The organism is Pseudomonas sp. NFR09 (assembly GCF_900111535.1).
Taxonomy (GTDB): Bacteria; Pseudomonadota; Gammaproteobacteria; order Pseudomonadales; family Pseudomonadaceae; genus Aquipseudomonas; species Aquipseudomonas extremorientalis.
Genome location: NZ_FOIH01000001.1, coordinates 644,392 through 669,420, shown reverse-complemented (window position 1 = coordinate 669,420; position 25,029 = coordinate 644,392). Strand labels below are relative to the sequence as shown.

Here is a 25,029-nt window from a genome sequence, read left to right as displayed (position 1 = left end):
TGCAGAAAAATCGCCGTGACAACTTGCCACATCCGTAGACCCCCTATACTACAAGGCCTGGAGGCGGAGCCCCGGGCAATTCCCTTGTCAGACGTGGGGCTTTTCATTACCATTCGGCAAAATTTTTATAAGTAAAGATTCAACACTTAGTAGACGCCTGATTTAACAGGCCAAAAAGCTGATGGGAGAGGACTGAATGAGCAATGACGGCGTGAATGCAGGCCGGCGTCGCTTCTTGGTAGCAGCCACATCCGTGGTGGGTGCTGCAGGAGCGGTGGGGGCTGCGGTCCCGTTCGTGGGGTCATGGTTTCCCAGTGCCAAGGCGAAAGCCGCAGGTGCACCGGTGAAGGTGAATATCAGCAAGATCGAGCCAGGTCAGCAGATGATTGCTGAGTGGCGCGGCCAGCCGGTGTTCATTGTTCGTCGTACCGAGGAAATCCTGGGGAATCTCAAGAAGATCGAAGGCCAGTTGTCTGACCCCAAATCCGAGAAGTCCGACCAGCCCGCCTACGCCAAAAACGAAGTGCGTTCGATCAAGCCAGAGATCCTGCTGCTGGTCGGTCTGTGTACCCACCTGGGTTGTTCGCCAACCTTCCGCCCGGAAGTGGCCCCTGTCGACCTGGGCAAGGATTGGGTCGGCGGTTATTTCTGCCCCTGCCACGGCTCCCACTACGACCTCGCTGGCCGCGTCTATAAATCCCAGCCTGCTCCCCTGAACCTGCCGGTTCCTCCGCACACCTACGAAACTGACGACCTCATTGTCATTGGCCTCGATAAGGAGAACGCGTGATGAGCAAGTTCATGGATTGGGTGGATGCGCGCTTCCCCGCCACTAAAATGTGGGAAGACCATCTCAGCAAATATTACGCGCCGAAAAACTTCAACTTCTTCTATTTCTTCGGCTCCCTGGCCCTGCTGGTGCTGGTCAACCAGATCGTCACCGGTGTGTGGCTGACGATGAGCTACACGCCGTCGGCGGAAGAGGCGTTCGCCTCGGTCGAGTACATCATGCGTGACGTCGAGTACGGCTCGATCCTGCGTCTGCTGCACTCCACCGGCGCGTCGGCATTCTTTATCGTCGTCTACCTGCACATGTTCCGTGGCCTGCTCTACGGCTCGTACCAGAAGCCGCGTGAGCTGGTGTGGGTGTTCGGCATGCTGATCTACCTCGCGTTGATGGCCGAAGCCTTCATGGGTTACCTGTTGCCGTGGGGCCAGATGTCGTATTGGGGCGCCCAGGTAATCATCTCGCTGTTCGGTGCGATCCCGGTGATCGGCAACGACCTGACCCAGTGGATCCGGGGCGATTACCTGATCTCCGGCATTACCCTGAACCGCTTCTTCGCCCTGCACGTTGTGGCCCTGCCGATCGTGATCCTGGGCCTGGTGGTGCTGCACATCCTGGCGTTGCACGAGGTCGGCTCCAACAACCCGGATGGCGTGGACATCAAGAAGCACAAGGACGAAAACGGCATCCCGCTGGATGGCATTCCGTTCCACCCTTACTACACCGTGAAAGACATTGTCGGTGTGGTGGTGTTCCTGTTCGTGTTCTGCTCGATCGTGTTCTTTTTCCCGGAGATGGGCGGTTATTTCCTGGAGAAGCCTAACTTCGAACAGGCCAACGCCTTCAAGACGCCCGAGCACATTGCTCCGGTCTGGTACTTCACGCCGTTCTACGCGATCTTGCGCGCGATCCCCGACAAACTCATGGGCGTGATCGCCATGGGCGCGGCCATCGCGGTGCTGTTCGTGTTGCCTTGGCTCGACCGTAGCCCGGTCAAGTCCATGCGCTACAAGGGCTGGCTGAGCAAGATCTGGCTGTGGGTGTTCTGCATTGCCTTCGTCATCCTGGGTGTTCTCGGCGTATTGGCGCCAACCCCTGAGCGTACGTTGCTGTCGCAGGTCTGCACCTTCCTGTACTTCGCCTACTTCATTCTGATGCCGTTCTACACCCGGCTCGAGAAGACCAAACCGGTTCCGGAAAGGGTGACTGGCTGATGAAAAAGTTATTCGTTGCTTTGATGCTTGCGGCGCTGCCGCTCCTGTCCTTCGCCGCCGAGCACGGTGGCCCGGCGCTGGAAAAAGTCGATATCGACGTGTCTGACAAGGCCGCCATGCAAGACGGCGCGCGTACGTTCGCCAACTACTGCATGGGCTGCCACAGCGCCAAGTTCCAGCGTTACGAGCGGGTGGCCGATGACCTCGGTATCCCCCATGAAATGATGCTGGAGAAACTGGTGTTCACCGGCGCCAAGATCGGCGACCACATGACCATCGGCATGAAGCCCGCCGACGCCAAGACCTGGTTCGGCGCGGCACCGCCCGACCTGACCCTGGTGGCACGTGTACGCGGCACCGACTGGCTCTACGGCTACCTGAAATCCTTCTACGAAGACCCGGCGCGCCCTTATGGCGTGAACAACCGTGTGTTCCCGAACGTCGGCATGCCTAACGTTCTGGTCGGCCTGCAAGGCAAGCAAGTGGTAGGATGCAAGCAGATTCAGGTCGTTGAAGACGGCAAGAAGCAATACGATCCGTTGACCGGCACACCTTTGACCCATGAAGCGTGCGATCAACTGAAGATAGAAACCCCAGGTTCGTTGACAGACGAGCAGTTCGACGAGAAGGTCAAGAACCTTGTGACCTTCCTGGCCTACTCGGCCAACCCGGTCAAACTGCAGCATCAGCGCATCGGTACCTATGTGTTGCTGTACCTGGCGTTCTTCTTCGTATTCGCCTATCTGCTCAAACGCGAATACTGGAAGGATGTGCATTGATCCAACCGTAAGCAATTGCTGTTAATCTTGCGCGCCCAGCGGCATCTCTGAATACGTAGCGGTCTGGTTGTTCCAGGCGTTACAGAGATGCTCTCTGGGCGCGCTCGTTTTTGAGCTTTCGATAATTTCAACAAGCGAGGAGGACCGCCATGGGCGTGACCAACCGGTTGGCCTGTTACTCCGACCCCGCCGACCACTATTCCCACCGAGTACGCATCGTGCTCGCAGAGAAGGGTGTCAGCGCCGAGATCATCAGTGTGGAAGCAGGTCGTCATCCACCCAAACTGATCGAAGTGAACCCCTACGGCAGCTTGCCCACCCTGGTCGATCGTGACCTGGCGTTGTGGGAGTCGACCGTCGTGATGGAATACCTGGATGAGCGTTACCCGCATCCACCCTTGCTGCCGGTGTACCCGGTGGCGCGTGCCAACAGCCGCCTGCTGATCCACCGGATCCAGCGTGACTGGTGCGGGCTGGTGGATTTGATTCTGGATACCCGCAGCAAAGAGGCGGCACGTGTACAGGCGCGTAAGGAATTGCGCGAAAGCCTGACCGGCGTTTCGCCGCTGTTCGCCGATAAGCCTTTTTTCCTCAGTGAGGAACAAAGTTTGGTGGATTGCTGCCTATTACCGATACTCTGGCGTTTGCCGATTCTTGGTATTGAACTGCCGCGGCCAGCCAAGCCGCTGCTTGATTACATGGAGCGCCAGTTTGCGCGTGAGGCTTTCCAGGCGAGTCTGTCTGGTGTCGAACGCGATATGCGCTAAGGCTTAAGGAGCCGCTGATGAACTCCAGTCGACCCTACCTGGTCCGCGCGCTCTATGAGTGGATTGTGGACAACGATTGCACCCCGCACATGCTGGTCAATTCCGAATTTCCTGCGGTTCAGGTACCGCAGGGTTTTGCCAGCGACGGGCAGATTGTGCTGAACGTATCACCCAGTGCCGTGCGCCACCTGCACATGGACAACGAAGCGGTCAGCTTCGAAGGGCGTTTCGGCGGCGTGCCGCATACGCTGTACGTGCCGATTGGCGCCATCCTCGGCATCTATGCCCGGGAGAATGGTCAAGGCATGGTGTTCGATCTGGAGTCGCCTTTCGAGGACGACGAATCGATCGAAAGCGAACAGGGCGATGATCAACCGCCACCGGATTCCGAGCCACCGCGTCCCAGCGGCCGGCCGAGCCTGAAAGTGGTGAAATAAACGGCGTTCCCCTCGGGGTTTGTCGAAAAAATGCCTCGACCTGTGTCGGGGCATTTTTTTGCGTGAAGGATGTGGATGAAAGTCGCGCCCGGACGGTGATCGTACAACCACCATGGGCTATGATGCGTGCTCAAGTTCACCGAGAAAGATGATTCATCATGGAAAACGCCAACACCGCCCCTCGTCTTCCCCGCAAGCGCCGCAGCCTTGCCCAGGAATTGGTCACGGTGTTGTCCGAGCAGATCCGCGATGGCCAGCTCAAGCGGGGTGACAAGTTGCCCACCGAGTCGGCGATCATGGAGGCCCATGGGGTCAGCCGCACGGTGGTGCGGGAGGCTATCTCACGTCTGCAGGCGGCGGGACAGGTGGAAACCCGTCATGGTATCGGCACCTTTGTGCTGGACACGCCGAGCCCGAGCGGCTTTCGCATCGACCCGGCCACTGTGGTGACATTGCGTGATGTGCTGGCGATTCTTGAGCTGCGTATCAGCCTGGAAGTGGAGTCCGCCGGTCTTGCAGCTCTACGTCGCAGCGACGAACAACTGGCCGCCATGCGCGCTGCGCTCGATGCCCTGAATGAAAGCGCGGCCCACGCAGGCGATGCGGTGGCCTCCGACTTTGCCTTCCACCTGGAAATCGCGCTGTCCACCGGCAACCGCTACTTCACCGACATCATGACGCACCTCGGTACCAGCATCATTCCGCGCACCCGCCTGAATTCAGCGCGCCTGGCCCATGATGACCAGCAGCACTACATGAGCCGTTTGAGCCGCGAACACGAAGAGATCTATGAGGCGATTGCCCGCCAGGATTCGGATGCGGCGCGGGCGGCGATGCGCTTGCATTTGACCAACAGCCGTGAGCGGCTGCGCCATGCCCATGAAGAGGCAGAACGGGCAGGTTGATCAAGCCGCCGGTGGGCGAATGGTCGTTGGCGGAACAGTGGCCAGGGCATCGAGCACGATAATGCTGTCTCCGCCCCCCTCAGCCATGAAAATGTATTTGGCTGTTATAACCACCCACAAGTCCGCCAGCTTGAAATAGACAAAATCGCCTACCTGAGCCTCCCTTTCCAGCTCGAAATAATTGGGTTTGTTGGCGCGACCTGAGGATGTTGATCGGATATGGCAGTAGATACGCATATGAACCTCATGGCGTGAGGGAGATAAAAACGTTAAATGCACGAGCAAGCGGGTTGCATTAAAAAGCCCCAAGAATCCACCCTGGGGCTCTTGAGGCTATTTATGAGTTTTTGCCGACTTGGGCGTAACTGTCAGAAATCACAGTTGCGACAGGCGGCGGTGATCAAGCTGGCGTGTTGGGCTTATAGTCCTTAAGCAACAAATACGTACTCCACCCCCACCAATCATTCGTCCAGTGCTTGTCGTTCAAGTCATTCACATCCTTGCGGCGCAGCACCTTGTCTCCCTCCATCTTGAACAGCGGCGAAAAGTTGTTCGCCGGGTTCTGTGCCGCATTCAGGTCGGGCACATACAGCGGTGCCTTGAAGTTGGCCGGGGAGGGTGCGGCACCACTGATAAACGTCTCGAAGATCTCATCGGCTGAGGCTTGCACCGCACGTTTGACCTGCAGCCGGTTGTCCGCATCGATATCATCGAAGTAGCGTTTATCCCCGTACGCGTGCCATTGATCGCCCAGGGCATTGCGCACTTTCAGCCCGAATTTGCTGTCTTCATCGTGCATGAAGCGGCTGATCAGCGAACCAAGTTCACCGGGTGTCACCACCGCTGCCAATTGTTTGCGCGGTACACGCAAGTGGCCTGCGGAGAACAGATCGGTCAAAAAATGATCGGCAAAACTGTTCATTGCATAGGCCAGTTCCAGCGCCTGGTCGGTTTCGGTCTGGTGGGCCACGACGGCTTGTTGCAACGCCGCCGTATGCCCTGCCAGGTACGCGGACAGCGCCCATTCGCCGAAGTGATCGGCATTGTCCGCCGCCAACTTCAAATAGCGCCCCAGTGGAATCAGCGCCGACACCGCGCTGCCACCGCCGGTGATGCGGTTCCATTCCTCAGACAACGTATCACCTAAGGCGTCGTAGGCTTCATGGGCTTGCTTGCCATCCTTGATCGCCTGTTTGACCGCGTTGATCTCCTTTTGCATCACCGCGAGGATCTTGTGCGCTTCTTCCCGTGAAGCGGGCAGCACGGCGAGCGTGTTGAAAGCAGCGGTAAAGCGTTGCACGCGTTCGGCCGGGGAGGTGCCATCGCTGATGGGTTGGCCGGGGATGCCATAAAAGTCGCCGCCCAAGGCAATGACCTGGCCGTAAGTCAACGCCAGCCCGTTGGGCAGGTGCAACTCGACTTGGCGGGCGGGAATTGCCGGGGCGTCCTTGGCGAAGCGCAGCAAGGTGTCGTCGCCGATGGCGGTGTGTTCACCCCCTTCGAAACGCAGGACAGGTGGTTTCTTTTCGGATACTGCGAGATCAAGACCTGACATGTTAGCTCCTTGCTATGTCGTAGGAATCTTCCGTAATGGCTGTATACATATACAGTTGTTGCGAGCATAGAGGAAAAACTTCCTACGTCAAGACGGCGCTCTTCAACCCCTCGTTGAATGAAGTCTGATCAATTGCAGTTGACGAATCTTTTTATAGTTGTACGATGACGTACGACATCACCAAAACCAACAACAACCTTTCGATAGAAAGTCTTCGCCCAGGGTGTTCGAATAATGAATCCACAAGAACTGAAGTCCATCCTCTCCCACGGTCTGCTGTCTTTCCCGGTGACCGATTTCAACGCCCAGGGTGACTTCCACCAGGCGGGCTACATCAAGCGCCTGGAATGGCTCGCCCCTTACGGCGCCACTGCCTTGTTCGCTGCCGGCGGCACCGGTGAGTTTTTCTCCCTCGCCGCCAGCGAATATTCCCAGGTGGTGAAAACCGCCGTTGATACCTGCGCCACCAGCGTGCCGATCCTCGCCGGCGTCGGCGGTTCGACCCGCCAGGCCATCGAGTACGCCCAGGAAGCCGAACGCCTCGGTGCCAAGGGGCTGCTGCTGCTGCCGCACTACCTCACCGAAGCCAGCCAGGACGGCGTTGCCGCCCACGTTGAAGCGGTGTGCAAGTCGGTCAAGATCGGCGTGGTGGTCTACAACCGCAACGTGTGCCGCCTGACTGCGCCGCTGCTGGAACGCCTGGCCGAGCGCTGCCCGAACCTGATCGGCTACAAGGATGGCCTGGGTGACATCGAGTTGATGGTGTCGATCCGCCGTCGCCTGGGTGACCGTTTCAGCTACCTCGGCGGCCTGCCGACGGCAGAGGTTTACGCCGCTGCCTACAAGGCCCTGGGCGTGCCGGTGTACTCCTCGGCGGTGTTCAACTTCATCCCGAAAACCGCGATGGATTTCTACCACGCGATTGCCAAGGACGATCACGCCACCGTCGCCAGGATCATCGACGACTTCTTCCTGCCGTACCTGGATATCCGTAACCGCAAGGCCGGTTACGCGGTAAGCATCGTCAAGGCAGGTGCAAAAATCGCCGGCTACGACGCAGGCCCGGTGCGCACGCCGCTGACCGACTTGCTGCCGGAAGAATACGAAGCCCTGGCCGCGCTGATCGACAAGCAAGGCGCGCAATAACCTATCTACAAGGCCGCTGAGCAATCAGCGGCCTTTTGCGTCAGGAGAAGATTTGTGTCCCAAGCCCAACGTTTCGATAACTACATCAATGGCCAGTGGGTGGCCGGTGCCGACTATTGCGTCAACCTCAACCCGTCGGAGTTGTCCGATGTCATTGGCGAATATGCCAAGGCGGATGTCGCTCAGGTCAACACTGCCATTGATGCCGCCCGTGCCGCATTCCCAGCCTGGTCTACGTCCGGGATCCAGGCGCGTCACGATGCCTTGGATAAAGTCGGCAGCGAGATCCTCGCCCGCCGCGAAGAGCTCGGCACCCTGCTGGCCCGTGAAGAGGGCAAGACCCTGCCCGAAGCCATCGGCGAAGTGACCCGCGCCGGCAACATCTTCAAATTCTTCGCCGGCGAATGCCTGCGCCTGTCCGGCGACTACGTGCCGTCGGTACGCCCAGGCGTCAACGTTGAAGTCACCCGTGAAGCCCTGGGGGTGGTCGGCCTGATCACGCCGTGGAACTTCCCGATCGCCATCCCCGCGTGGAAGATCGCCCCGGCCCTGGCCTACGGTAACTGCGTGGTGATCAAGCCCGCCGAGTTGGTGCCGGGCTGTGCCTGGGCCCTGACCGAAATCATTTCCCGTGCCGGTTTCCCCGCCGGTGTATTCAACCTGGTGATGGGCAGCGGTCGCGTGGTGGGCGATGTGCTGGTCAACAGCCCGAAGGTCGATGGCATCAGTTTCACCGGTTCTGTGGGGGTTGGGCGCCAGATCGCCGTCAGTTGCGTCTCGCGCCAGGCCAAAGTGCAGTTGGAGATGGGCGGCAAAAATCCGCAGATCATCCTCGACGACGCCGACCTCAAGCAGGCCGTCGAGCTGTCGGTACAGAGCGCGTTCTACTCCACCGGCCAGCGTTGCACCGCTTCCAGCCGCCTGATCGTGACCGCCGGCATCCACGACCAGTTCGTCGCGGCCATGGCGGAGCGCATGAAGTCGATCAAGGTCGGCCATGCACTCAAGAGCGGCACGGACATCGGCCCGGTGGTGTCCCAGGCCCAGTTGGACCAGGACCTCAAGTACATCGACATCGGCCAGAGCGAAGGTGCACGGCTGGTGAGCGGTGGCGGCCTGGTGACCTGCGACACTGAAGGCTACTACCTGGCACCGACGCTGTTTGCCGACAGCGAAGCTGCGATGCGCATCAGCCGTGAAGAGATCTTCGGCCCGGTGGCCAACGTGGTGCGCGTGGCGGACTACGAAGCGGCGCTGGCCATGGCCAACGACACCGAGTTCGGGCTGTCGGCGGGCATTGCCACCACCTCGCTCAAATACGCCAACCACTTCAAGCGCCATTCCCAGGCCGGGATGGTGATGGTCAACCTGCCGACTGCCGGTGTGGATTACCACGTTCCTTTCGGTGGCCGTAAGGGCTCATCCTATGGTTCGCGTGAGCAAGGTCGCTATGCGCAAGAGTTCTACACCGTGGTGAAGACCAGTTACATCGGTTCGTAAGACGCATCACCTTGTGGGAGCCGGATGCCTGCCGGCTCCCACACGAAAAACAGAAAACCATTACCCGCAAAAAAAATAATTAGTGGGAGTACTTCTACATGCAAGCGACCAAGCCGACCCACGTCCGCTATTTGATCCTGCTCATGCTGTTCCTGGTGACCACGATCAACTACGCCGACCGGGCCACCATCGCCATCGCGGGTTCCAGCCTGCAAAAAGACCTCGGCATCGACGCGGTCACCCTCGGTTATATCTTCTCTGCATTCGGTTGGGCCTACGTGGCCGGGCAAATCCCCGGTGGCTGGCTGCTGGACCGGTTCGGCTCGAAAAAAGTCTATGCCCTGAGCATCTTCACCTGGTCCCTGTTCACCGTGCTGCAAGGCTATGTCGGTGAATTCGGGGTCTCCACCGCCGTGGTTGCGCTGTTCATGCTGCGCTTCATGGTGGGCCTGGCCGAAGCGCCGTCCTTTCCCGGCAACGCTCGGATTGTGGCCGCCTGGTTCCCTACCGCCGAGCGCGGTACGGCATCGGCGATTTTCAACTCGGCGCAATACTTTGCCACCGTGCTGTTTGCGCCGCTGATGGGCTGGATTGTCTACCGCTTCGGCTGGCAGCACGTGTTTATCGTGATGGGCGTGATCGGCATCATTTTCTCGCTGATCTGGCTGAAAGTGATCCACAGCCCGCGCCAGCACCCGATGATCAACGAAGCCGAGTTCAACCATATCGCGGCCAACGGCGCCATGGTCGATATGGACCAGGACAAAGGCAAGGGCAAGAAAACCGACGGGCCGAAGTGGGATTACATCCGCCAGTTGCTGACCAACCGCATGATGCTCGGCGTCTACCTGGGCCAGTACTGCATCAACGGCATCACCTATTTCTTCCTCACCTGGTTCCCGGTGTACCTGGTGCAGGACCGGGGCATGACCATCCTCAAGGCCGGTTTCATCGCCTCGTTGCCGGCAATCTGCGGGTTTATCGGTGGCGTGCTCGGTGGGGTAATTTCCGATTACCTGCTGCGCAAGGGCCATTCCCTGACCTTCGCGCGCAAGGCGCCAATCATTGGTGGCCTGCTGATCTCCAGCAGCATCGTGGCGTGCAACTACGTGGATATCGAATGGATGGTGGTCGGTTTCATGGCCTTGGCCTTCTTCGGCAAGGGCGTTGGCGCACTGGGTTGGGCGGTGGTGTCCGACACCTCGCCGAAACAAATCGCCGGCCTCAGTGGCGGCTTGTTCAACACCTTCGGTAACCTCGCGTCGATCACCACGCCGATTGTCATCGGCTACATCATCAGCACCACCGGTTCGTTCAAATGGGCCCTGGTGTTCGTCGGCGCCAACGCACTGGTAGCGGTGTTCAGCTATCTGGTCATCGTTGGGCCGATCAAGCGTGTAGTACTCAAAGAGCCGCCCACCAAGGGGCCTGAGTTGACCCACCTAACCGAAGCGCATTCCTGAGGGGCGATGTAATGCAGTTGATTGAACATGCCGACTCGCCGCGCTCGATTCGTTTGCACGAGCGCGACAACGTGGTGATCGTGGTCAATGACCAGGGCGTCCCGGCCGGGACCGAGTTTCCGGACGGCCTGGTGACCGTGGATTTCATCCCCCAGAGCCACAAAGTGACCCTGGAAGATATCCCCGAAGGTGGCCAGATCATTCGCTACGGCCAGACCATCGGTTACGCCCTGGCGCCGATTCCACGCGGCAGTTGGGTGCAGGAAGATCAACTGCGCATGCCCACCGCGCCGCCGCTGGACAGCTTGCCGCTGTCCACCGAGGTGCCTGAAACCCAGGCGCCACTGGAGGGCTTTACCTTCGAGGGGTATCGCAACGCCGACGGCACCGTGGGTACGCGCAATATTCTCGGCATTACCACCACGGTGCAGTGCGTCACGGGCGTGCTGGACCATGCGGTCAAGCGCATCAAGGATGAATTGCTGCCCAGGTACCCGCATGTCGATGACGTGGTGGCGCTGACCCACAGCTACGGCTGTGGCGTGGCGATTACCGCCACGGACGCCTACATCCCGATCCGCACCGTGCGCAATCTGGCGCGCAACCCGAACCTGGGGGGCGAGGCCCTGGTGATCAGCCTGGGCTGCGAGAAATTGCAGGCCGGGCAGGTGATGCACGACAACGACAGCTCGGTGGACCTGAGTGAGCCCTGGCTGTATCGCCTGCAGGACTCCAGCCACGGGTTTACCGAGATGATCGAGCAGATCATGGAGCTGGCGGAGGTGCGCTTGAAGAAGCTTGACCAGCGCCGTCGCGAAACGGTGCCGGCGTCCGAGCTGATCCTGGGCATGCAGTGCGGCGGCAGTGATGCGTTCTCTGGCATCACCGCCAACCCGGCGCTGGGCTATGCCTCGGACTTGCTGCTGCGGGCCGGGGCGACGGTGATGTTTTCCGAGGTCACTGAAGTACGGGATGCCATCTACTTGCTGACTTCGCGTGCAGAGACGAAGGAAGTTGCCCAGGAGCTGGTCCGGGAAATGGATTGGTACGACCGTTACCTGGCCAAGGGCGAGGCGGATCGCAGTGCCAACACCACGCCGGGCAACAAGAAGGGCGGGTTGTCGAACATCGTCGAGAAGTCCCTGGGTTCCATCGTCAAGTCCGGCAGCAGCGCGATCAACGGTGTGCTTGGTCCGGGTGAGCGTTTCAAGGGCAAGGGCCTGATCTTTTGCGCAACGCCGGCCAGTGACTTTGTGTGTGGCACCTTGCAACTGGCGGCGGGGATGAACCTGCACGTATTCACCACCGGGCGTGGCACGCCGTACGGCCTGGCGATGGCGCCGGTGGTGAAGGTGTCGACGCGTACTGAGCTGGCGCAGCGCTGGCCGGACCTGATCGATATCGACGCCGGGCGCATTGCCACCGGGCGTGCGACTATCGAGGAGTTGGGCTGGGAGCTGTTTCACTTCTACCTGGATGTGGCCAGCGGCAAGAAGCAGACATGGGCGGAACACCACAAGCTGCATAACGACATCACCTTGTTTAACCCGGCGCCTATTACCTGAGACCGAGTCGCCTGCATCGGGGGCAAGCCCCCTCCCACATTTTGAACGGTGAGCACCGTCAGAGGTGGGAGGGGGCTTGCCCCGATAGCGGTAGACCAGACGAAGCGGCCTACACTGGCTTATCATTAGCCACCTAACGACGCTCACCAAGGTTCTCCCCGGCATGCTGGCAATTTTCCTCTCCACCCTCACCATCACCGCGCCGGTGTTTGCCATGCTGTTCCTCGGTGTGCTGCTCAAGCGCATCAACTGGATCAACGACAACTTCATCCACACGGCCTCGTCCCTGGTGTTCAACGTCACCATGCCGGCGCTGCTGTTCCTCGGCATCCTGCATGCCGACCTGCATTCGGCACTCAAGCCGGGCTTGCTGATCTATTTTGCCGTCGCCACCTTGCTCAGCTTTGCCCTGGTCTGGGGCTGGGCGATCTTACGTTGCCCGCGTGAAGACCGGGGCATCTACACCCAGGGGGCGTTTCGCGGTAATAACGGCGTGATTGGCCTGGCGCTGGCCGCCAGCATGTACGGTGACTACGGCATCTCCCTCGGCGCGATCCTCGCAGCGCTGGTGATCCTGTTCTACAACACGCTGTCGACCATCGTGCTGGCGGTGTACAGCCCGGTGATCAAGTCCGACCCGTGGAGCATCTGCAAGAGTGTACTGGCCAATCCGTTGATCATCAGCGTGATCGCGGCGGCGCCGTTCGCCTATTTCCAGATCGGCCTGCCCGGTTGGCTGGAAAAATCCATGCAGTACCTGGCGGACACTACCTTGCCGCTGGCATTGATCTGCATCGGCGGCACCTTGTCACTGGCGGCTTTGCGCAAGAGCGGCAACATGGCATTGAGCGCAAGCCTGATGAAGATGGTCTGGCTGCCGGTGGTCGCCACCCTGGGCGCCTGGCTGCTGGGCTTTCGCGGGGCGGAGTTGGGGATTCTGTTCCTGTACTTCGGCGCACCGACCGCCGCGGCGAGCTTCGTGATGGCCAGGGCGGCCGAGGGCAACCATGAACTGGCGGCAGCGATTATCGTGATCACCACCTTGATGGCGGCGGTGACCACGAATATCGGGATCTTTGTGTTGCAGGCGGGTGGTTGGATCTGAACGCTCGGGTGCCTGTGAGGGCCAATCGGGGGCAAGCCCCCTCCCACATTGGACGGGAGAGCACAGTCAAAGTGGGAGGGGGCTTGCCCCGGTACAAACCGGGGACATCGTTTACATTTCTAACCGGGGACATGGTTTACAGGTTAATACGCATGATCAGGAGGTAACTGATCATGCCCTGGAACCAAGAGTCCCCCATGAACCAACGAATCAAGCTGGTTGCTGACTGGCTTTCGGGTAACTTCACGAAAAGCCAGCTGGCCCGCCGCTTCGGTGTCAGTCGACCTACCGTAGACAAATGGATTTCTCGGCATGATGGCGATTTAAAGTCGTTGTCCGAGCTTTCCCGGCGACCCCACAACAGCCCCAACAAGACCGACGATAAGATCCTGGCTCGCGTAGTAGCCATGAAGGAAGCCCACGATAAATGGGGGCCAAAGAAGCTCATTGAGCTATTGCGAATTGAAGATCCCTCTATCGATTGGCCGTCTCCCAGTACAGCCGGCCAATGGCTTGACCGACTGGGGCTGGTCAGCAAACGGCGGTTCAAGCGTCGGCACGGTACCTCCCATATTGAAATGCGAGAGGCCAATGATCCCAACAAAACCTGGTGCGTGGACTACAAAGGGCAATTCAAGATGCTCAACGCCCAGCTTTGCTTCCCGCTGACTGTTACAGACCATGCATCCCGTTTGATTCTGGCGTGCAGGGCTCATCCTAAAATCATGACCCAGCCTGTAAAACAAACCTTTGAGCGGCTTTTTCAGGATTACGGCATGCCGGAAGTCATTCGCTCTGACAACGGAGTCCCTTTCGCCTCTCCTGGCCTGGCGAGGATATCCACACTGGCCGTTTGGTGGATCCGTTTAGGTATCTATCCCGAGCGAACCATGCCGGGAAGACCTGCCCAGAATGGTCGACACGAACGAATGCATCGCAGCCTGAAACTTGAGCTACCGCTAGGGAGCAACTTGGTCGAGCAGCAGCTTTTGCTGGAGCATTTCCGGCATGAGTTCAATTACGTACGCCCTCATGAAGCGCTTGGTATGAAACGTCCGGGAGATGTGTACGTGCCATCTACCCGACTGTACCCAGGGTGCCTGCCCGATGTGGAGTATCCGGCAGAAATGCGGGTGCGAAGCGTCAGGCAGGATGGATCGATCAAGTGGAACGGCAAGTTGGTATTTGTCAGCGAGGCCCTATCCGGAGAAAGGATAGGTCTTAAAGAAGCTGAGGATGATGTCTGGGATTTGTACCTGTGTGATTATCCCTTGGGGAGGCTTGGACGAGGTATGACCCGCGTCCAAGCCTCAAATGTGTAAACGATGTCCCCGGTTTCAGATGTAAACGATGTCTACGGTTCTACACCCCGATAGCTATCTGACCGTCACTGCTGATCGGTCTGATACGCGTCGATCACTTCCTGGGCGGCACGGAACGCATCAATCGCCGCCGGCACACCGGCATACACCGCACAATGCAGCAGCGCTTCGCGAATCTCTTCCACGGTACAACCGTTGTTCAGTGCGCCGCGCACGTGGCCCTTCAATTCCTGCGGGCACTTGAGCGCGGTCAGGGCGGCGAGGGTGATCAGGCTGCGGGTCTTCAGCGGCAACCCTTCGCGGTTCCATACGCTGCCCCAGGCATGTTCGTTGACGAAATCCTGCAACGGCTGGCTGAACTCGGTGGCATTGCCCAGGGCGCGGTCGACGAACGCATCGCCCATGACCTGGCGGCGCATTTGTACCCCGGGCTTCTTCTGATCGGTCATTGCGGTTCCCTCTTGTGTTGGCGGCGCCAGGCTTGCAGCGTGCTGAACAACAGGAAAGCCACCAGCACTGGCAGGACGTAATACAGCATCAGTTGTTCAAGCTTGTTGGCCAGGGGCATGCCCGTGGTGAACGCCATCACGTGCAGCCCGTACGCCAGATACAGGCCCAGCAGTACCAGGCCTTCGGCGCGGGTCACGCGGTAACCGGTGTAGAACACCGGCAGGCACAGCACCACCACGCCGAGCATCACCGGCAGGTCGAAATCCAGGGCATTGGGCGACACCGACAGCGGAGACGGGGCGAGCAGGGCGGTCAGGCCCAACACGCCGAGCAGGTTGAACAGGTTGCTGCCGATCACGTTACCCACGGCAATGTCCCGCTCGCCGCGCAAGGCGGCGATCAGTGACGTCGCCAGGCAGGGCAGGGAGGTGCCGACACCGATCAGGGTCAGCCCGATCACACGTTCCGACAGGCCCAGGTCGCTCGCCACATCCACCGCCGCGCCCAACAGCAAATGTCCGGCCAGCACCAGGATCAGAAAACCACCGATCATCAGCAGCACGCTGCTCAGCCAGGGTGCCCTGGCCACCGTGTCCAGAGTGCGCGGGCGGCGGGAGTGGCGCGTCTGGTAGTGCAATACGCCGAGGTAAGCGAGCAGGGCAACAAGCAGCACCAGGCCGTCGATGGGCGTGAGTTCTTCGTTGGCCGCCAGGGTGAACACCAGCAGCCCGGCCAGGATCATCACGGGGATGTCCAGGCGCACCAACTGGCGTGAGACCCGCAGCGGAATAATCAGCGCCGACAGGCCCAGGGTCACCAGGATGTTGAAGATGCTGCTGCCGATCACGCTGCCCACGGCGATATCGGTATTGCCGGCCAGGGTGGCTTGCAGGCTGACGGTCATTTGCGGTGCGCTGCTGCCGAAGGCGACGATGGTCAGGCCGATGATCAGTGGCCGCACCTTGAGGCTGGCGGCCAGGCGCACGGCGGCACGCACCAGGATTTCGGCACCGAGGATCAGCAGCACCAGGCCGCTGACCAATTCCAGCAGGCTCCAGGGCGAGAGGGCGGTTAATCCGAAAATGGCCAGGGCTCCGTTTTCAATTGCTCAGGGCTTGCACGCGAACTCGCGCCGTACCGCTGCCGATCATACCCAGCTGTTCGGCGGCCTTGCGTGAAAGATCGATCAACCGCCCGCGGGTATGCGGGCCGCGATCATTGATGCGGACAACCACGGATCGGTCGTTGTCGAGATTGGTGACCTTGACCTGCGTGCCGAAGGGCAGGCGCCGGTGGGCGGCGGTCAGGGCGTTCTGGTTGAAGGGTTCACCGCTGGCAGTTTTCTTGCCGTGGTGTTTGGCGCCGTAGTAGGACGCGGTGCCGGTTTCGTCGTAGCCGTTGGGGTCGATGAGGCCGCTGGCGCAGCCGGCCAACAGGGAGAACAGGGCCAGGAGGCCGAGTAGACGCTTCATTTTCAGGTTATCCCCCTATTGAATGCGGGAGGGGGCTTGCCCCGATAGCGGCGCGTCAGTCAATAGAATTGCTCGCTGATACACCCTCATCGGGGGCAAGCCCCCTCCCACAGTAGGCCGAGTTGAGCATGAGGTCTCACTCGGTCTCTTCACCGCTGTCAGCCTTCGAGTTTGCTTTTCAGCAATTCGTTCACCTGTTGCGGGTTGGCCTTGCCTTTGGAGGCTTTCATCGCCTGGCCCACAAAGAAGCCGAACATCTTGCCGCGCTTGGCTTCGTCTGCCGCACGGTATTGTTCGACCTGCTCGGCGTTGGCCGCGAGCATTTCATCCAGCACGGCCGAGATCGCGCCGCTGTCGGTGACTTGCTTGAGGCCGCGCTTCTCGATGATCTCGTCGGCGCTGCCTTCGCCGCCGGCCATGGCTTCGAACACGGTCTTGGCGATTTTGCCGGAGATGGTGTTGTCCTTGATGCGCAGCAGCATGCCGCCCAGTTGCTCGGCGCTGACCGGGGCCTCGTCGATTTCCAGGCCCTGCTTGTTCAACAGGCTGCCCAGCTCAACCATCACCCAGTTGGCCGCCAGCTTGGCGTCACCAGCAATGTTCACGACTTTTTCGAAGTAGTTGGCTTGCTCGCGGCTGGACGCCAGGACGCTCGCATCGTAGACCGACAGACCGAACTGTTCCTGGAAGCGCTCGCGTTTCTGCTGCGGCAGTTCCGGCAGGGTGGCGCGGATCTCGTTGAGGAACGAGTCCTCCAGCACCACCGGCAACAGGTCCGGATCGGGGAAGTAACGGTAGTCGTTGGCTTCCTCTTTGCTGCGCATAGCGCGGGTTTCGTCTTTGTTCGGGTCGTACAGGCGAGTTTGCTGGATGACCTTGCCGCCGTCTTCGATCAGCTCGATCTGGCGACGCACTTCGCTGTTGATCGCTTTCTCGATGAAGCGGAACGAGTTGACGTTCTTGATCTCGCAGCGAGTGCCAAACTCAACCTGGCCCTTTGGACGGATCGACACGTTGCAGTCGCAACGCAGCGAGCCTTCGGCCATGTTGCCGTCGCAGATGCCCAGGTAGCGCACCAACGCGTGGATGGTCTTGACGTAGGCCACGGCTTCCTTGGCGCTGCGCATGTCCGGCTCGGACACGATTTCCAGCAGCGGCGTACCGGCACGGTTCAGGTCGATACCGGTCGCGCCGGGGAATTCTTCGTGCAGGCTCTTGCCGGCGTCTTCTTCCAGGTGCGCACGGGTCACGCCGACGCGCTTGATGGTGCCGTCTTCCAGCGGGATGTCCAGGTGGCCCTTGCCGACGATCGGCAATTCCATCTGGCTGATCTGGTAGCCCTTGGGCAGGTCCGGGTAGAAGTAGTTCTTGCGCGCGAACACGTTGTGCTGGCCGATTTCGGCGTCAATCGCCAGGCCGAACATCACCGCCATGCGCACCGCTTCCTGGTTCAACACCGGCAGCACGCCGGGCATGCCCAGGTCGACCAGGCTGGCCTGGGTGTTGGGCTCGGAGCCGAACGTGGTGGCGCTACCGGAGAAAATCTTCGATTGGGTGGCGAGCTGGGTATGAATCTCCAGCCCGATCACGACTTCCCATTGCATAGTGTTCTCCTCAGAAGCCGGTAGGGGTGCGAGTGTGCCAGTCAGTGTTCAACTGGTACTGGTGCGCCACATTGAGCAGGCGGCCTTCCTGGAAATACGGGGCGAGCAATTGCACACCGACCGGCAGGCCATCGACGAAACCGGCGGGCATGGACAAGCCCGGCAGGCCCGCGAGGTTGGCGGTGATGGTGTACAGGTCTTCGAGGTACGCAGCCACCGGGTCGCCGTTCTTGGCGCCGAGTTTCCAGGCCGGGTTCGGCGTGGTTGGGCCGAGGATCACGTCGACTTGTTCAAAGGCGGCCATGAAGTCGTTCTTCACCAGGCGACGGATTTTCTGCGCCTTCAGGTAGTACGCGTCGTAGTAACCGGCCGACAGGGCGTAGGCGCCGACCATGATGCGGCGCTGCACTTCGGCGCCGAAGCCTTCGCCACGGGAACGTTTGTACAGGTCGGTGAGGTCTTTCGGGTTTTCGCAGCGGTAGCCGAAGCGTACGCCGTCGAAACGCGACAGGTTGGAGGAGGCCTCTGCCGGCGCGATCACGTAGTACGCAGGAATCGCGTGCTGGTTGTTCGGCAGGCTGATCTCCTTGATCACCGCGCCGAGGCCTTCCAGCGTCTTGACGCTGTTGTGCACCAGCTCGGCGATGCGCGGGTCGAGGCCGGCGCTGAAGTATTCCTTCGGCACGCCGATGCGCAGGCCCTTGAGCGAGGTGTTCAGGCTGGCGCTGTAGTCCGGCACGGGCTCATCGATGCTGGTGGAGTCCTGTTTATCGAAACCGGCCATGCCTTGTAACAATATCGCGCAGTCTTCGGCGGTGCGAGCCAGGGGGCCGCCCTGATCGAGGCTGGACGCGTAGGCGATCATGCCCCAGCGGGAAACGCGACCGTAGGTCGGCTTCAGGCCGGTGAGGTTGGTGAACGCGGCAGGCTGGCGGATCGAACCACCGGTGTCGGTGGCCGTGGCGGCCGGCAGGAAGCGCGCGGCGACGGCTGCAGCCGAACCACCGGACGAACCGCCGGGCACGTGCTCCAGGTTCCACGGGTTTTTCACCGCGCCGTAGTAGCTCGACTCGTTGGCCGAACCCATGGCGAATTCGTCCATGTTGGTCTTGCCCAGGGTCACGGCCCCGGCGGCAGCCAGCTTGGACACCACGGTGGCGTCGTAGGGGGCTTTAAAGTTGTCGAGCATCTTCGAGCCGCAGCTGGTGCGAATGCCCTGGGTGCAGAACAGGTCTTTGTGGGCAATCGGCGCGCCCAGCAGTGGGCCATTTTCACCGTTGGCGCGACGTGCGTCGGCGGCCTTGGCCTGGCTCAAGGCCAGCTCTTCGGTGAGGCTGATGAAGCTGTTGACCTTCGGGTCGTGCTCGGCGATACGCGCCAGCAGGGTCTTGGTCAGCTCTTCGGAAGAAAACTTTTTGTCGGCGAGACCGCGGGCGATCTCGGCCAGAGTCATGTGATGCATTGCAGGCTCTTTCCCTTTAGTCGATGACTTTCGGAACCAGGTACAGGCCGTTTTCGACCGCTGGCGCGATGGACTGGTAGGCCTCGCGATTATTACTCTCGGTCACGACGTCAGCGCGCAGGCGCTGGCTGGCTTCCAGTGGGTGAGCCAGGGGCTCGATGCCGTCGGTATTCACGGCCTGCATTTGGTCGACCAGCCCGAGAATGCTGTTCAGGGCGGCGGTGGTCTGTGGAAGATCGACTTCATTGAGGCCCAGGCAGGCCAAATGAGCGATTTTTTCCACGTCGGAGCGTTCAAGCGTCATGGGAATCTCCAGTGGAAAACAGAACGGAGGCTGTCCGTGTGTTAGATTGTCGGAACACTACCGCATTTCTACGGTCTTACGGCCGCGATTGTGGGGTTAGGTGCACAGAAAGTCGGCCAATTTAGCACATTGGCGCCTTGCCCAAAATCCCTGTCGTTGTTAGAGTTTGCCGCACTTTTTTACCCACGCGTTGCCTAGGGTCCCTTTCCCATGTTCAAGAAACTGCGTGGCATGTTTTCCAGCGATCTTTCCATTGACCTGGGCACTGCCAACACCCTTATTTACGTGCGCGAGCGCGGTATTGTCCTGAATGAGCCATCGGTTGTGGCCATTCGGACCCATGGTAATCAGAAAAGTGTCGTTGCCGTCGGCACCGAGGCCAAGCGCATGCTCGGCCGTACACCAGGCAATATTGCTGCCATTCGTCCGATGAAAGACGGCGTGATCGCCGACTTCAGTGTCTGCGAGAAGATGCTGCAGTACTTCATCAACAAGGTTCACGAAAACAGTTTCCTGCAGCCCAGCCCTCGTGTGCTGATCTGTGTTCCATGCAAGTCCACCCAGGTTGAGCGTCGTGCCATCCGTGAATCGGCCCTCGGTGCCGGTGCCCGTGAAGTGTTCCTGATCGAAGAGCCAATGGCTGCTGCGATCGGTGCCGGCCTGCCGGTTGAAGAAGCGCGCGGTTCGATGGTGGTGGATATCGGTGGTGGTACCACTGAAATCGCCCTGATTTCCCTGAACGGTGTGGTGTATGCCGAGTCCGTTCGTGTAGGCGGCGACCGCTTCGACGAAGCGATCATCACTTATGTGCGCCGTAACTACGGCAGCCTGATCGGCGAATCCACCGCAGAGCGCATCAAGCAGGAAATCGGCACCGCCTACCCAGGCGGCGAAGTACGCGAAGTCGACGTGCGCGGTCGCAACCTGGCCGAAGGCGTGCCACGTGCCTTCACCCTGAACTCCAATGAAGTGCTGGAGGCTCTGCAGGAGTCCCTGGCGACCATCGTTCAGGCCGTGAAGAGTGCCCTGGAGCAATCGCCGCCGGAACTGGCTTCCGACATCGCCGAGCGTGGCCTGGTGCTGACCGGTGGTGGCGCCTTGCTGCGTGACCTCGACAAGCTGCTGGCCCAGGAAACCGGCCTGCCGGTGATCGTCGCCGAAGACCCGCTGACCTGTGTTGCTCGCGGTGGTGGTCGTGCACTGGAAATGATGGATAAACACACCATGGACCTGCTTTCCAGCGAATAAGCCTTTGCTGATGAGCCCATGTTTCGCCCGCAGGCAGCACTTTGCAGTGCTGCCTGTTGGCGTTTATCTTCTTCAATCTGCATCCAGGCCGGTTAGATGCCGTATGAATAAAGAGAACATTTGCCTGGGAGGAGCGGCTTATTAAACCGCTTTTCGCCAAAGGCCCCTCATTGGGCGTGCGCCTGTTGGTGCTGGTCGTGCTTTCGGTCGCGCTGATGGTGGTCGATGCCCGCTTTGCACTGCTCAAACCCGTGCGCAGCCAGATGTCGCTGGTGTTGATGCAGACCTACTGGATCACCGACCTGCCGCAACGTCTGTTCCAGGGCGTGGCCAGCCAGTTCGGCAGCCGCACCGAGCTCGTCGCCGAGAACGAAAAACTCAAGACCGAAAACCTGCTGTTGCAGGGGCGCATGCAGAAGCTGGCGGCCCTCACCGAGCAGAACGTTCGGCTGCGCGAGTTGCTCAATTCTTCCGCACTGGTCAATGAAAAGGTCGAAGTGGCCGAGTTGATCGGCATGGACCCCAACCCCTTCACCCATCGCATCATCATCAACAAGGGTGAGCGCGACGGTGTGGTCCTCGGCCAGCCGGTGCTCGACGCCCGTGGCCTGATGGGCCAGGTGGTCGAGCTGATGCCTTACACCTCGCGGGTGTTGTTGCTGACGGACACTACCCACAGCATCCCGGTGCAGGTAAACCGCAACGGCCTGCGCGCGATTGCCAGCGGTACCGGCAACCCCGAGCGCCTGGAGTTGCGTCATGTGGCCGACACTGCCGACATCAAGGAAGGCGACCTGCTGGTCAGTTCCGGCCTCGGTCAGCGTTTCCCGGCCGGCTACCCGGTGGCGACGGTCAAGGAAGTGATCCACGATTCCGGCCAGCCATTTGCCATTGTGCGTGCCGTGCCGACTGCAGCCCTGAACCGCAGCCGCTACCTGCTGCTGGTATTCAGCGACAACCGCACCCCGGAAGAGCGCGCCAACGACGCCGCCCAGGCCCAGGAAGCAGAAGATAAGCGAAACGGCATCGCGCCGATCGTTCCTGCGACGGTGCCCAAGCCTGCATTCGTGGGGCCGCCCGCACCCGCCGCTGCCCCGGCCGCGCCTGTGGCCACGCCGGTCAAGCCGGCCGCCCACAACGCTCGCCCGGCCAAACCGGCGGCGACCAAGCCACCGGCCGCCACGCCTGCAGCCAAGCCTCCAGCGGCCGCTGCGACCACCACGCGGCAGAGGGAAGAATAATGGCCGGTACTCATTCGCGTAACGGTTGGATCGTCTGGCTGACCTTTGCCATCGGCCTGTTGCTCAGCGTTTCGCCGCTGCCACAGTTCATGGAAATCCTGCGCCCGCTCTGGCTGGCGTTGCTGCTGGCGTTCTGGGCGCTGAACCTGCCGCACAAAGTCGGCATGGTCACGGCAATGTTCCTGGGCTTGGCGGAAGATGTGCTCTATGGCACCTTGCTGGGCCAGAACGCGTTGATCCTGACGTTGATCACTTTCCTGGTGCTGTCGTTGCAGCAGCGTTTGCGCATGTTCCCGATGTGGCAACAGTGCCTGGTGATCCTGGTGATCTTCGGCCTGGCACAACTGGTTCAGCTGTGGCTCAGTGCCTTGACCGGTAACCGCCAGCCCACCCTTGCGTTGGTGCTGCCGGCCCTGGTCAGTGCGTTGCTGTGGCCATGGGTCAGCTTCGGTCTGCGTGGGTTGCGTCGTCGCTACAAAATCAATTGAATGGATTGCGAGGCTCTGCCTGGTTATCGAGCCCTACAGGGAGAGTCTGCAATGAATTCGCTTTACCTGGCCTCGGGCTCTCCGAGGCGGCGTGAACTGTTGACCCAGATCGGTGTGCCCTTCACCGTGGTCAGCGCCGCTATTGATGAAACCCCTCTTACAAATGAATCCGCCGTTTCCTACGTCGAGCGCCTGGCGCGCGGTAAGGCTGCGGCGGGTTTTGCTGTGCTCTCAAATACGTCTGGCGCCTGTGTGCTGGGGGCTGATACGGCTGTGATCGTTGATGGTCAGATCCTCGGTAAGCCCGTTGACCAGGCCGACGCCTTGGCGATGTTGATGGCCTTGTCGGGGCGTGAGCACGAGGTGCTCACCGCCATTGCCCTCACCGACGGCCAGCGCTGCGAGTGTATTTGTGTAAGCAGTCGTGTACGTTTTCGCGACATTTCTGTCGAGGAGGCTACAACCTACTGGCACAGTGGCGAACCCCAGGACAAGGCGGGCGGCTATGCTATCCAAGGCCTGGGCTCGGTGTTTGCAGCCGGGCTCAATGGCAGTTATTCGGCGGTCGTCGGCCTGCCGGTGTGCGAAACCGCACAACTGCTCCATCAATTCGGCATACCCTGTTGGCAAAATCTTACCGCGCGCTGATCGCCGTTCTCCAGCGCCCAGCCTTTAGCGATCGGTCACTATTGTGAAAACGCCTGAACGAGACCCAGCCATGAGTGAAGAGATTCTGATCAATATCACGCCGATGGAATCGCGCGTGGCGGTGGTAGAGAACGGTGTTCTGCAAGAAGTCCATGTTGAGCGCACCCAGAAGCGCGGGATCGTCGGCAATATCTACAAAGGCAAGGTGGTGCGTGTACTGCCGGGGATGCAAGCGGCATTCGTCGATATCGGCCTGGACCGTGCGGCATTTATCCATGCCTCGGAAATTTCCCTGCGCGAAGGCCCGGCCGTGGAAAGCATCAGTGCGCTGGTGCACGAAGGGCAGAGCCTGGTGGTGCAAGTCACCAAGGACCCCATCGGTTCCAAGGGCGCGCGGCTGACCACGCAGTTGTCGATCCCGTCGCGTTACCTGGTGTACATGCCGCGTACGGCGCATGTCGGCATTTCCTTGAAGATCGAAGATGAAGCCGAGCGTGAGCGCCTGAAGAAGGTGGTCAGCGATTGCGTAGCCGCCGAAGGCATCAAGGAGGCGGGCGGCTTTATTCTGCGCACCGCTGCCGAGGGCGCCGGCGCCGATGAAATCCTCATGGACATCCGCTACCTGCGGCGTCTGTGGGACCAGATCGACGCCCAGATCAAGACCATCGGTGCGCCCAGCGTCATTTATGAAGACCTGGGCCTGGCCCTGCGCACACTGCGCGACCTGGTCAGCCCGAAGATTGAGAAAATTCGCATCGACTCGCGGGAAACCTTCCAGCGCACCACGCAATTCGTCGCCGAACTGATGCCGGAAATTGCCGACCGCCTGGAACACTACCCCGGCGAGCGACCGATCTTCGACCTGTATGGCGTCGAAGACGAAATCCAGAAAGCCCTGGAACGCAAGGTGCCGCTCAAGTCCGGCGGCTACCTGGTGGTGGACCCGGCGGAAGCCATGACCACCATCGACGTCAACACCGGTGCGTTCGTGGGCCATCGCAACCTCGAAGAAACCATCTTCAAGACCAACCTCGAAGCGGCTACCGCGATTGCTCGCCAACTGCGTCTGCGCAACCTGGGTGGCATCATCATCATCGACTTCATCGACATGGAAGACGAAGAGCACCAGCGCCAGGTGCTGCGGACCCTCGAGAAACAGCTGGAGCGTGATCACGCCAAGACCAACATTATCGGCATTACCGAGTTGGGCCTGGTGCAGATGACCCGCAAACGCACCCGAGAAAGCCTCGAGCAAGTGCTGTGCGAGCCGTGCAGCAGTTGCCAGGGGCGCGGTAAGTTGAAGACCCCGGAAACGGTTTGCTACGAGATTTTTCGCGAGATCCTGCGTGAAGCGCGTGCCTACCAGGCCGAAGGTTATAGAGTGCTTGCCAACCAGAAAGTGGTCGACCGGCTGCTGGACGAAGAGTCCGGCAACGTTGCCGAGCTGGAGGGATTTATCGGGCGCACGATACGCTTCCAGGTTGAAACCATGTATTCCCAGGAACAATACGACGTGGTGCTGCTCTGATCCCCATTCGCTTTCCTTTTATGAGACAGGCAGGCCTTG

General features: G+C 60.2%; 25 protein-coding genes. 17 read left to right on the top strand and 8 right to left on the bottom strand.

Features of this window, described 5'->3' with window-relative positions; genetic code table 11:
* Window positions 1-196: 196 nt before the first annotated feature.
* From petA to BMX59_RS03000, 6 genes are all read left to right on the top strand, one after another.
* A complete protein-coding gene (gene petA / locus BMX59_RS03025; protein WP_016976232.1) occupies window positions 197-790 on the top strand; it encodes a ubiquinol-cytochrome c reductase iron-sulfur subunit in 594 nt (197 codons plus the stop codon).
* Window positions 790-2,001, top strand: coding sequence for a cytochrome b (locus BMX59_RS03020; protein ID WP_003171746.1), 1,212 nt, complete (start codon window positions 790-792; stop codon window positions 1,999-2,001). Before petA ends, BMX59_RS03020 begins: the two co-directional genes overlap by 1 nt.
* On the top strand, window positions 2,001-2,780 hold the full coding sequence (locus tag BMX59_RS03015; RefSeq protein WP_071491123.1) for a cytochrome c1: 780 nt from the start codon (window positions 2,001-2,003) through the stop codon (window positions 2,778-2,780). Before BMX59_RS03020 ends, BMX59_RS03015 begins: the two co-directional genes overlap by 1 nt.
* Window positions 2,781-2,929: 149 nt before the next feature.
* Complete coding sequence (locus BMX59_RS03010; RefSeq protein WP_049710008.1) at window positions 2,930-3,547, top strand: glutathione S-transferase N-terminal domain-containing protein; 618 nt, start codon at window positions 2,930-2,932, stop codon at window positions 3,545-3,547.
* A 17-nt stretch (window positions 3,548-3,564) separates the two neighbouring features.
* Entirely contained in the window at window positions 3,565-3,984 is a 420-nt protein-coding gene (locus BMX59_RS03005; RefSeq protein WP_071491124.1) for a ClpXP protease specificity-enhancing factor, read from the top strand.
* Window positions 3,985-4,142: 158 nt separating this feature from the next.
* A complete protein-coding gene (locus BMX59_RS03000) occupies window positions 4,143-4,889 on the top strand; it encodes a FadR/GntR family transcriptional regulator (protein WP_093119864.1) in 747 nt (248 codons plus the stop codon).
* On the opposite strand, the gene BMX59_RS02995 is transcribed toward BMX59_RS03000, so the two are convergent.
* Together BMX59_RS02995 and BMX59_RS02990 are read right to left on the bottom strand one after the other, a co-directional pair.
* The gene (locus BMX59_RS02995) at window positions 4,890-5,126 is read right to left on the bottom strand and encodes a hypothetical protein (protein ID WP_093119861.1); all 237 of its coding nucleotides are present in this window, start codon (window positions 5,124-5,126) and stop codon (window positions 4,890-4,892) included.
* 163 nt (window positions 5,127-5,289) lie between these two features.
* Entirely contained in the window at window positions 5,290-6,444 is a 1,155-nt protein-coding gene (locus BMX59_RS02990; RefSeq protein WP_093119859.1) for a phospholipase, read from the bottom strand.
* Window positions 6,445-6,678: 234 nt separating this feature from the next.
* Here BMX59_RS02990 and kdgD point away from each other — a divergent pair, with 234 nt between their 5' ends.
* The 6 genes from kdgD (at window position 6,679) to BMX59_RS02960 (ending at window position 14,545) form a co-directional block, all read left to right on the top strand.
* Window positions 6,679-7,590, top strand: coding sequence for a 5-dehydro-4-deoxyglucarate dehydratase (gene kdgD, locus BMX59_RS02985; RefSeq protein ID WP_092240718.1), 912 nt, complete (start codon window positions 6,679-6,681; stop codon window positions 7,588-7,590).
* A gap of 54 nt (window positions 7,591-7,644) precedes the next feature.
* Window positions 7,645-9,090, top strand: coding sequence for an aldehyde dehydrogenase family protein (locus BMX59_RS02980; RefSeq protein ID WP_093119855.1), 1,446 nt, complete (start codon window positions 7,645-7,647; stop codon window positions 9,088-9,090).
* Between the two features lie 98 nt (window positions 9,091-9,188).
* A complete protein-coding gene (locus BMX59_RS02975; protein WP_071491129.1) occupies window positions 9,189-10,553 on the top strand; it encodes an MFS transporter in 1,365 nt (454 codons plus the stop codon).
* 11 nt (window positions 10,554-10,564) lie between these two features.
* Window positions 10,565-12,118 carry a galactarate dehydratase gene (garD, locus tag BMX59_RS02970; RefSeq protein ID WP_093119852.1) on the top strand — a complete coding sequence of 518 codons (1,554 nt, stop codon included), beginning with the start codon at window positions 10,565-10,567 and terminating at the stop codon, window positions 12,116-12,118.
* Between the two features lie 163 nt (window positions 12,119-12,281).
* Window positions 12,282-13,223 (top strand): AEC family transporter, encoded by a 942-nt coding sequence (locus BMX59_RS02965; protein WP_093119850.1) that lies wholly within the window; start codon window positions 12,282-12,284, stop codon window positions 13,221-13,223.
* Window positions 13,224-13,396: 173 nt separating this feature from the next.
* On the top strand, window positions 13,397-14,545 hold the full coding sequence (locus BMX59_RS02960) for an integrase core domain-containing protein (protein ID WP_093119847.1): 1,149 nt from the start codon (window positions 13,397-13,399) through the stop codon (window positions 14,543-14,545).
* A 65-nt stretch (window positions 14,546-14,610) separates the two neighbouring features.
* On the opposite strand, the gene BMX59_RS02955 is transcribed toward BMX59_RS02960, so the two are convergent.
* The 6 genes from BMX59_RS02955 to gatC all read right to left on the bottom strand — a co-directional run bounded on the left by BMX59_RS02955 (window position 14,611) and on the right by gatC (window position 19,837).
* Window positions 14,611-14,994, bottom strand: coding sequence for a carboxymuconolactone decarboxylase family protein (locus tag BMX59_RS02955; protein WP_092240723.1), 384 nt, complete (start codon window positions 14,992-14,994; stop codon window positions 14,611-14,613).
* Window positions 14,991-16,037, bottom strand: coding sequence for a calcium/sodium antiporter (locus tag BMX59_RS02950; RefSeq protein WP_092240724.1), 1,047 nt, complete (start codon window positions 16,035-16,037; stop codon window positions 14,991-14,993). Before BMX59_RS02950 ends, BMX59_RS02955 begins: the two co-directional genes overlap by 4 nt.
* A 58-nt stretch (window positions 16,038-16,095) precedes the next feature.
* Window positions 16,096-16,467: a septal ring lytic transglycosylase RlpA family protein gene (locus BMX59_RS02945; RefSeq protein WP_058423011.1), complete on the bottom strand. Its 372-nt coding sequence runs from the start codon at window positions 16,465-16,467 to the stop codon at window positions 16,096-16,098.
* A 158-nt stretch (window positions 16,468-16,625) separates the two neighbouring features.
* On the bottom strand, window positions 16,626-18,071 hold the full coding sequence (gene gatB, locus BMX59_RS02940) for an Asp-tRNA(Asn)/Glu-tRNA(Gln) amidotransferase subunit GatB (RefSeq protein WP_071491135.1): 1,446 nt from the start codon (window positions 18,069-18,071) through the stop codon (window positions 16,626-16,628).
* A 10-nt stretch (window positions 18,072-18,081) separates the two neighbouring features.
* Entirely contained in the window at window positions 18,082-19,533 is a 1,452-nt protein-coding gene (gene gatA / locus BMX59_RS02935) for an Asp-tRNA(Asn)/Glu-tRNA(Gln) amidotransferase subunit GatA (protein WP_093119841.1), read from the bottom strand.
* Between the two features lie 16 nt (window positions 19,534-19,549).
* Window positions 19,550-19,837 (bottom strand): Asp-tRNA(Asn)/Glu-tRNA(Gln) amidotransferase subunit GatC, encoded by a 288-nt coding sequence (gene gatC, locus BMX59_RS02930; protein ID WP_071491137.1) that lies wholly within the window; start codon window positions 19,835-19,837, stop codon window positions 19,550-19,552.
* A gap of 210 nt (window positions 19,838-20,047) precedes the next feature.
* On the opposite strand from gatC, the gene mreB reads away from it, so the two are divergent.
* From mreB to rng, 5 genes are all read left to right on the top strand, one after another.
* On the top strand, window positions 20,048-21,085 hold the full coding sequence (gene mreB, locus BMX59_RS02925; RefSeq protein WP_002555108.1) for a rod shape-determining protein MreB: 1,038 nt from the start codon (window positions 20,048-20,050) through the stop codon (window positions 21,083-21,085).
* 140 nt (window positions 21,086-21,225) lie between these two features.
* A complete protein-coding gene (gene mreC, locus BMX59_RS02920; protein WP_083351538.1) occupies window positions 21,226-22,326 on the top strand; it encodes a rod shape-determining protein MreC in 1,101 nt (366 codons plus the stop codon).
* Window positions 22,326-22,814: a rod shape-determining protein MreD gene (gene mreD / locus BMX59_RS02915; RefSeq protein ID WP_071491139.1), complete on the top strand. Its 489-nt coding sequence runs from the start codon at window positions 22,326-22,328 to the stop codon at window positions 22,812-22,814. Before mreC ends, mreD begins: the two co-directional genes overlap by 1 nt.
* Before the next feature lie 51 nt (window positions 22,815-22,865).
* On the top strand, window positions 22,866-23,462 hold the full coding sequence (locus BMX59_RS02910; RefSeq protein ID WP_071491140.1) for a Maf family protein: 597 nt from the start codon (window positions 22,866-22,868) through the stop codon (window positions 23,460-23,462).
* A gap of 70 nt (window positions 23,463-23,532) precedes the next feature.
* Window positions 23,533-24,990, top strand: coding sequence for a ribonuclease G (rng, locus tag BMX59_RS02905; protein WP_071491141.1), 1,458 nt, complete (start codon window positions 23,533-23,535; stop codon window positions 24,988-24,990).
* Window positions 24,991-25,029: the final 39 nt, after the last annotated feature.